General features: G+C 37.7%; 14 protein-coding genes. 2 read left to right on the plus strand and 12 right to left on the minus strand.

Annotated elements, in window-relative coordinates:
• Nucleotide 1 precedes the first annotated feature (1 nt).
• Nucleotides 2-1006 (minus strand): response regulator, encoded by a 1005-nt coding sequence (locus Q0940_RS13785; protein WP_299269576.1) that lies wholly within the window; start codon nucleotides 1004-1006, stop codon nucleotides 2-4.
• A 158-nt stretch (nucleotides 1007-1164) separates the two neighbouring features.
• On the opposite strand from Q0940_RS13785, the gene tpx reads away from it, so the two are divergent.
• Nucleotides 1165-1791, plus strand: coding sequence for a thiol peroxidase (gene tpx, locus Q0940_RS13790; RefSeq protein ID WP_299269579.1), 627 nt, complete (start codon nucleotides 1165-1167; stop codon nucleotides 1789-1791).
• An 83-nt stretch (nucleotides 1792-1874) separates the two neighbouring features.
• Here the strand turns inward: tpx and Q0940_RS13795 are convergent, their stop codons facing one another.
• The gene (locus tag Q0940_RS13795) at nucleotides 1875-2213 is read right to left on the minus strand and encodes a P-II family nitrogen regulator (RefSeq protein ID WP_299269581.1); all 339 of its coding nucleotides are present in this window, start codon (nucleotides 2211-2213) and stop codon (nucleotides 1875-1877) included.
• Between the two features lie 87 nt (nucleotides 2214-2300).
• Here Q0940_RS13795 and nadE point away from each other — a divergent pair, with 87 nt between their 5' ends.
• Nucleotides 2301-3134, plus strand: coding sequence for an ammonia-dependent NAD(+) synthetase (gene nadE, locus Q0940_RS13800; protein WP_299269585.1), 834 nt, complete (start codon nucleotides 2301-2303; stop codon nucleotides 3132-3134).
• A 124-nt stretch (nucleotides 3135-3258) separates the two neighbouring features.
• Here the strand turns inward: nadE and Q0940_RS13805 are convergent, their stop codons facing one another.
• The 10 genes from Q0940_RS13805 to acnB all read right to left on the minus strand — a co-directional run bounded on the left by Q0940_RS13805 (nucleotide 3259) and on the right by acnB (nucleotide 13781).
• The gene (locus tag Q0940_RS13805; protein WP_299269587.1) at nucleotides 3259-4101 is read right to left on the minus strand and encodes an HDOD domain-containing protein; all 843 of its coding nucleotides are present in this window, start codon (nucleotides 4099-4101) and stop codon (nucleotides 3259-3261) included.
• Nucleotides 4102-4252: 151 nt separating this feature from the next.
• Entirely contained in the window at nucleotides 4253-5371 is a 1119-nt protein-coding gene (gene tyrA, locus Q0940_RS13810) for a bifunctional chorismate mutase/prephenate dehydrogenase (protein ID WP_299269590.1), read from the minus strand.
• Between the two features lie 12 nt (nucleotides 5372-5383).
• A complete protein-coding gene (locus Q0940_RS13815; protein ID WP_299269593.1) occupies nucleotides 5384-6475 on the minus strand; it encodes a 3-deoxy-7-phosphoheptulonate synthase in 1092 nt (363 codons plus the stop codon).
• Between the two features lie 243 nt (nucleotides 6476-6718).
• Nucleotides 6719-7087, minus strand: a complete 369-nt coding sequence (gene rplS / locus Q0940_RS13820) for a 50S ribosomal protein L19 (RefSeq protein ID WP_105053486.1) — start codon at nucleotides 7085-7087, stop codon at nucleotides 6719-6721.
• Nucleotides 7088-7134: 47 nt separating this feature from the next.
• Nucleotides 7135-7890: a tRNA (guanosine(37)-N1)-methyltransferase TrmD gene (gene trmD / locus Q0940_RS13825; protein WP_299269601.1), complete on the minus strand. Its 756-nt coding sequence runs from the start codon at nucleotides 7888-7890 to the stop codon at nucleotides 7135-7137.
• A 5-nt stretch (nucleotides 7891-7895) separates the two neighbouring features.
• Complete coding sequence (gene rimM, locus Q0940_RS13830; protein WP_299269605.1) at nucleotides 7896-8435, minus strand: ribosome maturation factor RimM; 540 nt, start codon at nucleotides 8433-8435, stop codon at nucleotides 7896-7898.
• Nucleotides 8436-8461: 26 nt separating this feature from the next.
• Entirely contained in the window at nucleotides 8462-8710 is a 249-nt protein-coding gene (rpsP, locus tag Q0940_RS13835; RefSeq protein ID WP_105053488.1) for a 30S ribosomal protein S16, read from the minus strand.
• Between the two features lie 196 nt (nucleotides 8711-8906).
• Complete coding sequence (locus Q0940_RS13840) at nucleotides 8907-10388, minus strand: SUMF1/EgtB/PvdO family nonheme iron enzyme (protein WP_299269610.1); 1482 nt, start codon at nucleotides 10386-10388, stop codon at nucleotides 8907-8909.
• Nucleotides 10389-10405: 17 nt separating this feature from the next.
• A complete protein-coding gene (locus Q0940_RS13845) occupies nucleotides 10406-10978 on the minus strand; it encodes a hypothetical protein (RefSeq protein WP_299269613.1) in 573 nt (190 codons plus the stop codon).
• A gap of 214 nt (nucleotides 10979-11192) precedes the next feature.
• On the minus strand, nucleotides 11193-13781 hold the full coding sequence (acnB, locus tag Q0940_RS13850; RefSeq protein WP_299269616.1) for a bifunctional aconitate hydratase 2/2-methylisocitrate dehydratase: 2589 nt from the start codon (nucleotides 13779-13781) through the stop codon (nucleotides 11193-11195).
• Nucleotides 13782-14414: the final 633 nt, after the last annotated feature.

Genomic DNA, 14414 nt, shown 5'->3' on the forward strand with positions numbered 1-14414 from the left:
ATTAAACATCAAATAAAAAGTTAAGTTTGTTTTTTAACGTTGGTATTGAATCTTCAGTGATTAACAATAACAAGTCGCAATGAATATCGTAGTCTTCAATACCGTAACTGATCTCTACAGTTAATGATTTTTTCCAATGAGTTGAGTTGCTATAAATTAAGTCGGATACATTACAATGTTGGCCCAATACAACTGGGTGGCCTTGGCTAAAGTTAAGATCTAATTGCTCAGAAAGTCCTTTTAACACTGATCCTATAAGGATATTAGAAATATCCATTAGCAGTTCAAGTTCAACACCATCATCAATTTTTTTGTTGTAATTTAATAAGCGGGCAATATCAACAAAGCTAGAGTCATTAAGAATTAACAATGCCTCACCTGCGACACCACCACTAATAAAGCCTTGGCAAACACCAGATGTAGAATCACTGCTTTCGACAGAATGTAATGCCATTGAAAGCTCACTTACTTCTAATAAGTTAACATTTGGGATTGGCAATTTAACAAACACTTTTAAAACGCTAGCTAACAGGCTACCAGCTTGTCCTATTGCTACATTTGTTATTTCTTGCAATATGTCACGGGTTTCTGGGTCTAATAACTCTTCAACTTCAGGGGCTAATGCCTCAAGTTTACTAGGCTCGGTAATGCCGTGTTTATTTAAAAGCTCTTCAAGCTTATTTTTATCAATTGGTTTTTTTATGAAATCTAATGCACCTAATGCTTTTACACGAGCATGGGCTTCAGCTTGAATATCACCGGAAACGACAATAGTCGTCACCGCAATATTTTCATTTTTGAGTCTTTCTAGCACGCCATAACCGTCTAACACAGGCATATTTAAGTCTAAAAATAAAATTATTGGTTTATGTTGATGGATTTTATCCATACCATCTTCGCCATTATTGGCAAAGATCACTTCGACATCCCAATCCTCAGGGAGAGAACGAGCCATCTGTTTCCGCGCCAAATTTGAATCGTCACATATTATTACTGGAATTTGCATACCGCTTTTATCGACCGTAATTGGATTGAGTTGAATTATATTTAATTATAAATAACTTCACCCGAAGGTATATTTATTATTGCTTTCAAAACTATAGCACTTAGTAGACAATACGCCCTATTGTTTCAAAGAAAAATATAGGTTCTATAATATCCATTATGAAATATTCAATATTAATACTACTAACTTTTTTAAGCACATTTTCAAATGCTTATGATATTCAGAAAAATCTTCCTGTCCACTTTGACCTAGTCAAGGCGGGTGATAAGCCGGTTGCTTTATTAGGCACCCAAGTAAACGTGGGACAAACAGCGCCTGATTTTAAAGTTGTCGATAATAAATTTAGTGTTAAAACATTAGCTGACTTTTCAGGTAAACCGTTACTGATAAGCGTAGTATCAAGTTTAGATACTGGAATTTGCAGTATCCAGACAAAACGATTTAATGATGAGTTTGCAAACTTACCGCAAGATATCGTGATGTTAACAATAAGCACCGACTTACCATTTGCTCAAAAGCGCTTTTGCAAAATGGAAAATATAGATAAAATACAAACTTTATCTGATTCGGTATGGCGCGATTTCGGTATGAGTTATGGGTTGTTAATTAAAGATATGGGTTTATTAGCCCGTGCAATTTTTGTAATTTCTCCTGAAGGTAATATTACTTATAAAGAAATTGTAAATAAATTATCAGGTCAGCCTGATTATGATGCAGCCTTAGCCGCTATAAATGCAGTTTCAGAACAAACTGAAGTAGCTGAAGAGTCTGACGAAAAAAAATAAACAGCTTTAGTTATTAAAAACAATAAAAAACCGGAAGTATTTGCTTCCGGTTTTTATTGCCAATGTGAAAGTGAAACCAGCTATTAAATAGCTTGGTCGTTTTCTTCACTGGTTCTAATTCTTATAACTCGTTCAACACTCTCGACAAATATTTTACCATCACCAATTTTTCCAGTTTTCGCAGTTGCCAATATATTCTCTACCACTTGCTCTAATAATTCGTCAGTAATAATCAATTCCAATTTAACTTTAGGTAGAAAATCAACCATATATTCTGCACCACGATATAGTTCAGTATGACCTTTTTGACGTCCAAATCCTTTTACTTCTGTAACAGTCATGCCGGTGATACCTAATTCAGACAAAGACTCTCTTACATCGTCAAGTTTAAACGGTTTAATAATAGCGGTTACTTTTTTCATATTTTCCTCAATAAACTTAGTACTAGTTCAATTATTAATTTTGGAATAGAATAACCACTCTAGATTAACAATAGAAGTGTTAAGTTTATGAATGCAGAACAAATAATAAAAGAAATGAGAGTTCAACCAAGTATTAACGTGGAACAAGAGGTATCCAGACGTGTTGAGTTCATTAAATCAAGATTAACCAATTCAAATTTAACTTCTTTAGTTCTAGGTATTAGTGGTGGTATAGACTCAACAACCTGTGGCAAGCTTGCCCAAAAAGCGGTAGATGAACTTAATAAAGAACATAACACAGACAAATATTCATTTGCTGCCGTTAGATTGCCTTATAACGTTCAAGCCGATGAAGACGAAGCCCAACTAGCCGTTGATTTTATAAAGCCAACTCATGCTTTAACGGTTAATGTAAAAGAAGGTGTAGAAGGTATACATCAGCAAGTTGTTAACTCTCTTCCTAACTCATTAAAATCAGCTCTATCTGATCCAAGTATCGACTTTGTTAAAGGCAACGTAAAAGCGCGTATGCGTATGATTGCTCAATATGAAGTGGCAGGTCTGCTTAACGGTTTAGTACTGGGTACAGATCATTCCGCTGAGAATATCACTGGATTTTTCACTAAGTTTGGCGATGGAGCATGTGATCTTATTCCATTATTTGGTTTAAATAAAAGACAAGTACGTGCATTAGCTAGCTATTTAGGTGCTCCGCAAGTATTAGTCACAAAAGCGCCAACAGCCGATTTAGAAGAACTGGCTCCAGGTTTGGAAGATGAACACGCATTAGGTCTAACCTATGATCAAATTGATGACTTTTTGGAAGGTAAAGATATTGGTCAAGAGGCTAGTGACAAGCTAGTTGGAATATTTAACCGTACTCAACACAAGCGTGAAGCGATTCCAAGTATCTACGACTGATCACCTCTGGTAGTCCAGCTTTGCCTAGTTAAGCTCTCCCTAGTTAAGATCAATCAGCACAAAAAAGCGAGTCATGAAGTGACTCGCTTTTTTGTGTTATTTATTTACTCAAACTAAATTCACGTTAGACAAATACGCTTTTCACATCATTTAACGCTGCAATAAACTCATCATTACCTAAGAAATCTAAGTCAGGTAAAATACCTTTTTCTATATACACAGATAATAATTCATTCTTGTCTGCATTTTTACCAATTACATCCGTATAAATCGCACCGATACGAACAAAATCTAGGTAACTAACTTGCTCAGTTTGAAACTCTAAATTATTCCAATTTTCTGTGACTTCAACAAATTCACCGGTAAATTCCCAAGAACGCATAATAGCGCCACCAAGCTTACCCGCCATACGTTGGATAGCTACATCTAAAAATCTAGGGTTGGCAAATACTTCTTCATGACGTTCAGCTTCAATTAAAATAGGTAATACACCAATACTATGCACCAGTGCCACTAGCGTTAACGTATCAATATTTAATGATGTACGTTTATGATTTTTCAACCAAATTTGTAACGTTGCCATAGCCACACAAGCGACATTCACTGTTTTTTGCCATGACTCTTTCATGTATTCACGAACTAATTCATTTTTTGAAACAAACAATTGCTCCATAGCGATAGCTGTTGCAATATTTTTAATCTGGCGTAAACCGATACGAGTTACTGCTTGATTAAGGTTTTCAACTTTTACTGAACGCCCCATAAATGCACTATTGGCAACTCTTACCATACGAGCTGAAAGCGCAGGATCTTGACCGATAACATGCGCCATCGCGGTTAAATTAACTTCTGGATCATCCGCAGTTTCACGAATTTTAATGGCTATTTCTGGCAGGGTTGGTAATACGATAGAATCATTCTTTATTTTTTCAATAAGAATGGTCAGTAAGGCATTTTCTGTAGACATATGAGTTCCTTCAAATATACATTGGCTATAAAGTCTATATTTATAAAATCACGGTTAAACAAATAATATGAGCTAACCAAATGATTAAACAACTACTTTTATTAGATTTACATTAATCTTAGTCGGGAATTCATTCAATTGTTAAATTTATTTACTTTAAAATTCGAGAGTCTTGTGCTGAGTTTAATAAACTTCTGCTATCAGCTAGGAATTCATTAGACTTACCACCAAACCATTGGGCAACTACATGAAAACTTTGTTTAAAACTTTCTTTATCATTATTTTGCAAAAGGGTAATAGCCTCATCTAGCTCTTGCCTAAATCGAATTGCAAGTTCCAGCGCATTTTTAGCGCCAAAAATAATATCAGCATACAGGTTTGGATCTTGTGCAAACAAACGTCCTGTCATCGCAAGCTCCAAACGATAGATAGGAGAGCTCAAGCGTAATAACTGATCCAAGTCTGGTTTTTCATTCGATAAGAAACTGCCATAAACAAAGGTAGTAAAATGTCGCATCGCTTGGATAAGCTCCATGCTAGTGTCGTGCTCTTTAGCATCATCTACTTGCAACATAGCGCCCCAAATTTTTATTTGATCTAACAACCATTGATACTGGTCTGGGAAACGTCCTTCACACACAACAAACACTTGTTTTACAAAGTTTGGTACATCTGGACCAAACATTGGATGTAAGCCAACAACAGCACCTGCATGTTTGTCTAACATGGCATTTAATGGAGAATGCTTAAGGGAGGTTAAATCGGCTAAAACACAGTCACTTGCTAATTCAGGCAGCTTAGCAATAACCTGCTCTGTAATTTTAATTGGTACTGTGATCAGAACTAATTTAGCGTCTTTAATTTTTGAGTCTATGTTCGGCCAATCACCTTGTTCAATGACTTCAACAAGGTAATTAGAGCGTGTAAACATGTCACAAAAACGAGAGCCTAAAGCCCCCTTACCGCCAACAATGACAACTTTACTTTGCTCTGGCAAAACACAACGATATGAAACATGTTGGCTTTGATACGATTCACGCATAATACGACGCAATAAATCTTCAATTAAGTCAGGCTCTACATTCAATGACGCAGCTAAGTCGCGGCGCTTAGAAATAAGCTCAGCTTCACGCTGAGGATCGTAAATAGGTTTACCCACTTCTTGTTTATACTTACCGACTGAGGTTGTGATCACCTGTCGTTTAGCCAGTAACTCAACAAGTTGAGTATCTAATTTATCAATTTCATCTCTAAGATTATTTAACGCCAAACCAAAACTCCGTTATGCTGCTTCTGTCGTATTTAATTGCTTCGACTTAATAATTGCATCTAATCGTTGAGCGTATTCTAATACTAACGATTCTGTTGAAGCCCAATCTATACAAGCATCCGTTACAGATACGCCATATTTTAACGTACTGATATCCTCAACCAACTTTTGATTACCTTCATTGATATTACTTTCTATCATAATACCTACGATAGAGCGATTACCATTTTCAAGTTGCTGAAGAATGTCTTTAGCAACAAGAGGTTGTCTAGTGTAATCTTTGTTTGTATTGGCATGTGAACAATCAACAATAATCGCCGCGTTATAACCTGCTTTCTCAATATCAGCTTCCGCAGCGTCAACAAATTCAGCTTGATAATTTGCTGACTTACTACCACCACGAAGTATCAAATGCGCGTCTGGGTTGCCCTTTGTTTGAATTATCGCTACTTGGCCCTTGTCACTAATGCCAATAAAGTTATGTCCGCTCTCCGCAGCTCCTATGGCGTTAATTGCAATACCTACGTTGCCGTCAGTGCCATTTTTAAAACCTACCGGCATAGATAAACCACTAGCCATTTCACGGTGCGTTTGAGATTCAGTTGTACGAGCGCCAATGGCTGACCAGCTAATTAAGTCAGAAAGGTACTGAGGAGAAATTGGGTCAAGCGCTTCAGTCGCAATTGGAATTTCTTGGTCGGTTAACCACAATAATAATTCACGAGCATTTAACAAACCGGTTTCTATGTCGAATGAACCATCTAAATGTGGGTCATTAATAAGTCCTTTCCAGCCAACAGTTGTTCTTGGTTTTTCAAAGTAAACGCGCATTACTAAATAAACCGTATCACCACACTGTTGTTGTAGCTGCTTTAACTTCAACGCATATTCTTTTGCCGCTTTAATATCGTGTATTGAACATGGCCCTGTAATTATTAACGTTCTGTGGTCTTTTTTATGCACTATATTGGATATAGTGCTACGAGCGTTAGCGATAAACGTTTTATTTTTTTCACTTAACGGTAGAGCTGATTTTAATGCACTCGGCATAACTAAAAGCTTTTCGGCTTTAACGTTTACATTATTCAAACTGTCTTTATTCATATTAACCTCAATTCATAAATCGAGGATTTATGTAAACTTAAATTTACACCCCGTACACCTTTAGTTACACATTATTAAAAACAGTAACCAGTGTCAATGTCTAATCTGGTATATGGAATGATTTTTTTGCAATGTTAAGTTTCACTAAGCTAATTGGGGTAATTAATAATTACAGTTTATTGAATTTCAGGCACAAAAAAAGGAGCAACAAATGTGCTCCTTTTTGGCATCAAGTAAAAAAGTTTACTTTTTATAGTCCAACTTTTCTTTGATACGTGCTGACTTACCAGAACGTTCACGCATGTAATAAAGTTTAGCGCGACGTACATCACCACGACGTTTAACTTCGATGCTGTCGATAACAGGGCTGTGCGTTTGGAATGTACGCTCAACACCTTCACCGTTAGAAATTTTACGTACTACGAATGCAGAGTGTAAACCACGATTTCTTTTCGCTAGAACGAAACCTTCAAATGCTTGAAGACGTGTTTTTTCACCTTCGATAACGCGTACTTTTACAACTACTGTATCACCCGGGCCAAATGCCGGAAGATCAGTTTTCATTTGCTCATCTTCTAGAGCCTTAATGATGTTTTGACTTACTTTGCTCATTATATTCTCACTTTTCTAGATTTCACTGAAATGCAAAACGTCAAATACTAGTTTGTATCCTGTTCCGCGAGGAACGAATCAAGCAGTACTTTCTGTTCGTCAGTCAGAGCTAGATTATTAATTAAATCAGGTCTTCGTAACCAGGTTCTGCCAAGCGATTGCTTTAATCGCCATTGTCGGATTTTTTCATGATCACCGCTAAGTAATACATCTGGTACCCGCTGACCAGCCAAAACTTCAGGTCTTGTATAATGTGGACAATCTAACAAACCGTCTGAAAAAGAATCTTGTTCTGCTGAAAGCTTATGCCCCAACACTCCAGGAATCATTCTCGACACTGCATCAATCAGTGTCATAGCCGGTAGTTCACCGCCACTTAAAACAAAATCACCAATCGACCATTCTTCATCAACTTCCGATTGAATAACTCGTTCATCTATTCCTTCATATCGACCCGCAACCAACACAATTTTTTTGTGTTGTGATAAATGTTTAACGCCAGCTTGATCTAACTTTCTACCCTGAGGCGAAAGGTAAATAACCTTTGCTCCTTCACCAGCTGCTTCTTTCGCAGTACGAATAGCATCTGTTAAAGGTTGAACCATCATCAACATTCCTGGACCACCGCCGTAAGGTCGGTCATCAACAGTATTGTGCCTATCGTGTGTAAACGCTCGGGGATTCCAAGTGTTAAACTCGATAGTACCTTTTTGAATAGCTCGGCCAATTACACCTTGTTGGGTAATTGCATCAAACATTTCTGGAAAAAGTGTAATAACACCAATCCATAACTGACAATTCATGATTGTCAGAATCCCGGATCCCAGTCCACTGTAATAGTGTTTTCGTCCTTGTTGACTGAAATAATTACATCGTCCTGAATATATGGGATTAGTCGTTCTGTTTTGCCAAATGCATCGTTTTTCTTTGCATCAACAACCAGTACGTCATTTGAACCCGTTTCCATTAGGCCTGAAACAATACCTAAGTCATAACCATTGACTGCTTTTACTGCCATGCCTTTAAGGTCACGCCAATAAAACTCATCGCCTGCCAAATCTGGCAATTGATTCGCTGCAACAAAAATTTCACCATGAAGCCAAGCTTCTGCGTCATTTCTGGTTTCAACATTATCAAACTTAGCTATTAAGCCTTTGTTGTGTCGGCGGCCATTGGCAACCTTCACTTGGTGTTGCTGTCCATTTAAGGTTATAAACCATGGACTGTAATCAAAAATCCCTTCCGAGATTTCAGTGTAAGCATTTATCTTAAACCAGCCTTTAATACCGTAAGGGGCACCAATTTTTCCAACTAAGATTAATTCTTCTGTCGAATTAGACTGACTCATAAAACACCTTCACTTATGCTTTTCATTTAAGCAGCTTTTTGAGCTTCTTTAATGATTTTAGCAACACGGTCAGAAAGTTGTGCACCAACACCAACCCAATGTTCGATACGGTCTAAGTCGACACGAATCTTTTCTTCTTTACCATTTGCAATCGGGTTGAAGAAACCTAGTTTCTCAATAAAACGACCATCGCGTGAACGACGGCTGTCTGCAACAACGATTGAGTAGAATGGACGTTTTTTCGCGCCACCGCGAGCTAAACGAATAGAAACCATAATTACCTCAATTATTACTTAAGTTTACGGTGATAATATTAAATCACCGGCCTTTCTTGGACACCCCAAAAAAGGTCGCGCAATTGTACGGATCTGAGCAGAAATTTCAAGCTGTATTTAGCCTAATGTCATTAGATTGGGGAAGATTTCCTAATTTTTTGATGTTTTATTGGATGATTTTAATACGTGAAATGGATTAATCGCTATAAACTAGCCGAAATCCTAGGGTATCTAACCGTGTATTTTTTGTTTTAGCTTTACGACTTGCACTGCGTAAATAAAAGGCTTGGTCGTACCAAGAACCACCTCTTATTGCTGTACGGTTGCAGCTTATAGGAGCTTTGCCATACAAGTGCCAACAAGTATTTGTCCATTCTGAAACGTTACCTAACATATCAAACAAACCAAATTTATTTGGTTGAAATTGCTTAACTTCTGCAACTTTTTTTACATGACCGTCATCACAACGGTTTTGGTCTATTCTTGCTTCTGCGATATTAGCATATGTGCATAAGTCATTTATATTATTGCCAAAAAAGTATTTACCTTCACTGCCTGCGCGAGCTGCATATTCCCACTCAACTTCAGTAGGAAGTCGATATTCTCGGCCGGTTTTTAGTGATAACCAAGGTAAAAAATCTTGCTGAATATCATTCCAACTAACATCCGTTTGTGGTTGATTTTGCTCTTGTGTACTTAGTTCACTACCTAACTGACCTTTACAAATTTTAGATTGAACACATAAGTCGTACAAGCCTTTCGTTACTTCCGTTTCAGACATATAAAAACCACTTACATTTTTAACCAATACAGGTCTTTCGTTAGATTCTCCAAGGTCAGATCCCATTTGATATTGACCACTTGGTACTTTAATCATAACAAGATTAACGCGTTCAACCGTTTCGACATAACGTTCGCGTTTATTGGCGGTAATGTCATGCAGTATTGAATTAACAGATAAATAAGATTCAAATCGTTCTTTATGCTTATCAAGTATTTGTTGATATAAACTTTCATTTCTTTTTGCGGAAACATGCACTTTTATTTTGATAAACCATAAACGTTGATACTCAGTTGAACCCTGCTTTTGATGGGACTCAATTATGTCGTAAGAAATAATATTAGAGAACGAGCGCATATTGGTTTGTTCTTTAAATTCAGAACTGTTTGCTATACCGCTACTTGCTTCTGTTCTTACCGTTGTGATGTCGGTAGTGGAGTTTATAATTATAGAACTGCCTTGCTTACCGGCTTTGTTTAATACCTCTACACGTGCTTTTTCCTCACATTGTCGTCTACTAGACATGCGATCACACTGGTGTAAGAGTTCCACTTCGAACTCACGTTCTGCTAGATATTGTTTATAATCTAATTCCGCTTCTTTTTTGATTAAACGGTCGAATACAATTAACTCTTCGGTTCGAGCTCGTTCATACTGCTGACGTAGGTGACTTATCAGGCTATCTTGCTCATTTGACAGTGTATTGGATTCAGAGGAAACATCTAAGGCTTGCTGCAAAAGCAGCCACTTATTTGTGGTGTCATCGGCATAACTTTTCAACTGCTGTAGATTCACCTCTACATCTTCTATTTCCTGTGCGGATATATACACAGATAAGCAAAATAGAACGAGCAAAGGTAATTTAGCTATTGTTGTTAAATTAATGCGTAACATCATTATTTGTTTTGGTTCATTTATTTAGATTGTGGAGATGTATTATTTTTGTTTACTAACTCAGCAATTGGAGCTGGTGCTTGTGCATTATTTTCTTTGAATTGCTCAAATAATTCAGTTTCCAATTCAGGCTCTAATTTTTTATCTGTCGCTTTTACAATAAGCTCAAATGTATGCTTAGTTTTACTCGGATCTAACGTTGCTAAAGCGCAATAATATTCGTTACCTGAGATAGTTACTATTTCTGTCTTAACAATTCTTGAGCCGCTAAGTACCTGCTGGGTAAACTGTTTTGATACTGAACTGAATTTTGTAGAAAGGATAATATCATCTTGATCTGAATGTCTTGAGTCGTAAGTTTGATCTAAACTTTCTACTTTTACTTCTATTTGTTGAGCCAATGCAATTCTTGCATTTGCCGACGAAAGTTTAGACGCACTAGACCAATTACCTGAAAACTTCACACAATCAACCGATGCTAAACCATCTTTTATTGTAGGGTTAGATATCCATTCTGGAATAGTAGATGCAAATACATTAGCAGTACAAAAGCATATTGATAATACTATCGCTATGTTAATTTTTTTCTTCATCCACATAAAACCACACCCTTTTAAATACTTAATAACACATTAAAATATACTCTATTGCTAATATTAGCACTATACATGCCAATAACCTGACATAAAACTGACTCTTTAAAATTTTAAATAGTATCAATCACTTCACATAATTTATGTACAAAAAAGGCGCTCATTGAGCGCCTTTGGTTCTATTCACTTAATAGTGCTAGCGATATTAGATGCATTACACAGCTTGCTGAACAATAACCTTATCGGCTTTTTTCGTATACTGCTCCATTTTATGGAAGTTCAAGTAACGATAGGTATCAGCTGCAGTGGTATTGATCTTATTAGCAAATTCCATATATTCAGCAGGTGTTGGCAGTTTGCCCATAATTGCACCTGCAGCTGCAAGTTCCGCTGACGTCAAATATACATTTGCGCCTTTACCTAAACGGTTTGGAAAGTTGCGAGTAGAAGTAGAAAGTACAGTTGCGTTATCGGCAACACGTGCTTGATTCCCCATACATAAAGAACACCCCGGAGTTTCAATACGAACTCCAGCTTTGCCAAATATAGAGTAATAACCTTCTTCTGTTAATTGGTCTCTGTCCATTTTAGTTGGCGGAGCAACCCAAGTTCGCGTTGGTAAATTACCACCGAAATTTTCAATCAATTTACCAGCTGCACGGAAGTGACCAATATTGGTCATACAAGAGCCAATAAATACTTCATCAATTTTTGTCCCTGCCACTTCTGATAATAATTTCGCATCATCAGGATCATTTGGACAACAAACAATTGGCTCTTTAATGTCGGCTAAGTCGATTTCTAATATATGTGCATACTCAGCATCTGAATCAGCTTCCATTAGCTTAGGATCAGCTAACCAAGCTTCCATTGCGTTAATACGACGTTCTATAGTGCGAACATCACCATAACCTTCACTGATCATCCATTTAAGCATCACGACATTAGACGATAAGTATTCGGCAATCGCGCTTTCTTCAACTTTAATTGCACAACCGGCTGCTGAACGTTCAGCTGATGCATCTGATAACTCAAACATCTGCTCAACAGTGAGTCCTTTTAAACCTTCAATTTCTAATATTCGACCAGAGAACTCGTTAATTTTTCCTGCTTTAGCAACCGTTAATAAGCCTTCTTTGATACCAAAATAAGGAATAGCGTGAACTAAATCACGTAAGGTAATACCCGGCTCCATTTCACCTTTAAAGCGAACCAAAATTGATTCAGGCATATCAAGAGGCATAACACCGGTTGCAGCAGCAAAAGCAACTAAACCAGAACCGGCTGGAAATGAAATACCTAACGGGAAACGAGTATGTGAATCACCTCCAGTACCTACGGTGTCAGGCAATAACATACGGTTTAACCAAGAATGGATAATGCCGTCACCTGGGCGTAAAGAAACTCCGCCACGGTTCATTATAAAATCAGGTAGTGTATGGTGAGTGTTTACATCAATCGGCTTAGGGTAAGCCGATGTATGACAAAATGACTGCATAGTTAAATCAGCAGAGAAACCTAAACATGCTAAATCCTTTAATTCATCACGAGTCATAGGCCCAGTTGTATCTTGCGAGCCGACGGTTGTCATTTTAGGTTCGCAGTATTGACCAGCGCGAACTCCATCAACACCACAAGCTTTTCCAACCATTTTCTGAGCTAAAGTAAAGCCTTTGGTTGATGCTATTGGATCAACGGGTTTAGCGAATAAGTCTGTTTCGCCAAGTCCCAACGCTTCACGAGCACGAATAGTTAAACCGCGACCGATAATTAGAGGTATACGCCCACCAGCTTGAACTTCGTCTAACAATACTGGGCTTAGTTCAAATGTTGCAATAACTTCATCGCCTTTTTTAACGATACCTTCATATGGATAAATGTCGATAACATCGCCCATATTCATTTTTTGCACGTCAAGTTCAATTGGTAATGCACCTGAGTCTTCCATTGTGTTGTAGAAGATTGGCGCGATTTTCCCGCCTAAACAAACACCACCGCCTTTTTTGTTTGGTACGTAAGGAATATCATCTCCCATAAACCAAAGCACCGAATTCGTTGCCGATTTACGAGAAGAGCCAGTACCAACAACATCACCAACATATGCCAGTGGAACCCCATCTTTTTGTAAGTCTTCAATTTGTGCGATAGGGCCTACAACGCCATCGTTGTCTGGCGTAATGCCTTCACGGGCAATTTTCAGCATAGCCTTTGCATGTAATGGAATATCGGGACGAGACCAAGCATCTGGGGCAGGAGATAAGTCATCGGTATTAGTCTCACCAGTAACTTTAAAGACTTTGACTGTTATTTTCTCAGCAACTTTATCACGGTTAGTGAACCACTCACCGTTAGCCCATGACTCCATAACTGATTTTGCAGCTGCATTGCCTGCATCGGCTTTTTCTTTAACATCAAAAAAAGCATCAAACATTAGTAACGTTTTCTTTAGCCCTGTTGCTGCAGTATCAGCTAATTCAGCATTATCTAATAAGTGGATCATAGGTTCAATATTATAACCACCTAACATAGTCCCTAATAATTCTGTCGCTTTATCCGCTGACAAAATTGGTGACGATACCTCACCTTTGGAAAGTGCAGCTAAAAAGCCAGCTTTAACATAAGCTGCTTCATCAACACCAGGAGGAACTCTGTTAATGATTAAATCTAAAACAAACTCTTCTTCACCAGCAGGTGGATTTTTAATTAATTCAATTAAATCTGCTACTTGAGCTGCATCTAATGGCTTTGGAACGATACCTTCTGCAGCACGTTCTTCAACATGTTTACGATATTCTTGAAGCACAATATTCCCCTTTTTAGTTATACAAAAGTTAATCCATTTACTTACAGCTCTGTATCCAAATATTTAGAAAGAGCCAATTAATGTAATTAAGCCTTTGCTATGAAGCATCCTACACTGGATGTTATTTAGACAAATCATACTTATTCTAACGAGTATTACAATAAGACTTTAGCCTTAGAAAAATCTAAACATGCAAGTTTAATTTCGGCCAACGGTTTGTACTTTCAGTGTTCCATCTTTGGACATCTCGGCTTTGGCATCCTGCGTTGCCCTACCTCCTAAATCCATTTAGTCGCAATCCATCGGGGGTTGGTCTTCCTGTTAATTTTAGTTATAAGTTTGTACTTTCAGAACACGAAACTTTTACGTCCCTGTAGCTTCGATGTTATTTCATCCCAATCAACTTCAGCTACAAATTTGCACTCTTAGTACACCCTCCTTGGACATCTCGGCTTTGGCATCCTGCGTCGCTCTACCTCCTAAATCCATTTAGTCGCAATCCATCGGGTGTTGGTCCATCCATTTAATCTTGAGCTACAAGTTTGTACCTTCAGTACACCCTCCTTGGACATCCTGTCCATCGGGTGTTGGTCCATCCATGGACCAAAAAAAAGGCCACTCATTGAGTGGCCT

This window comes from uncultured Psychrosphaera sp. (genome assembly GCF_947500655.1).
Classification (GTDB): Bacteria; Pseudomonadota; Gammaproteobacteria; order Enterobacterales; family Alteromonadaceae; genus Psychrosphaera.

Bases quoted from the DNA above. Each gene is read 5' to 3' on its own strand.
- Q0940_RS13785 (WP_299269576.1), bottom strand. From the start codon at position 1,006: ATGCAAATTCCAGTAATAATATGTGACGATTCAAATTTGGCGCGGAAA.
- tpx (WP_299269579.1), top strand. From the start codon at position 1,165: ATGAAATATTCAATATTAATACTACTAACTTTTTTAAGCACATTTTCA.
- Q0940_RS13795 (WP_299269581.1), bottom strand. From the start codon at position 2,213: ATGAAAAAAGTAACCGCTATTATTAAACCGTTTAAACTTGACGATGTA.
- nadE (WP_299269585.1), top strand. From the start codon at position 2,301: ATGAATGCAGAACAAATAATAAAAGAAATGAGAGTTCAACCAAGTATT.
- Q0940_RS13805 (WP_299269587.1), bottom strand. From the start codon at position 4,101: ATGTCTACAGAAAATGCCTTACTGACCATTCTTATTGAAAAAATAAAG.
- Q0940_RS13815 (WP_299269593.1), bottom strand. From the start codon at position 6,475: ATGAATAAAGACAGTTTGAATAATGTAAACGTTAAAGCCGAAAAGCTT.
- rplS (WP_105053486.1), bottom strand. From the start codon at position 7,087: ATGAGCAAAGTAAGTCAAAACATCATTAAGGCTCTAGAAGATGAGCAA.
- trmD (WP_299269601.1), bottom strand. From the start codon at position 7,890: ATGAATTGTCAGTTATGGATTGGTGTTATTACACTTTTTCCAGAAATG.
- rimM (WP_299269605.1), bottom strand. From the start codon at position 8,435: ATGAGTCAGTCTAATTCGACAGAAGAATTAATCTTAGTTGGAAAAATT.
- rpsP (WP_105053488.1), bottom strand. From the start codon at position 8,710: ATGGTTTCTATTCGTTTAGCTCGCGGTGGCGCGAAAAAACGTCCATTC.
- Q0940_RS13840 (WP_299269610.1), bottom strand. From the start codon at position 10,388: ATGATGTTACGCATTAATTTAACAACAATAGCTAAATTACCTTTGCTC.
- Q0940_RS13845 (WP_299269613.1), bottom strand. From the start codon at position 10,978: ATGAAGAAAAAAATTAACATAGCGATAGTATTATCAATATGCTTTTGT.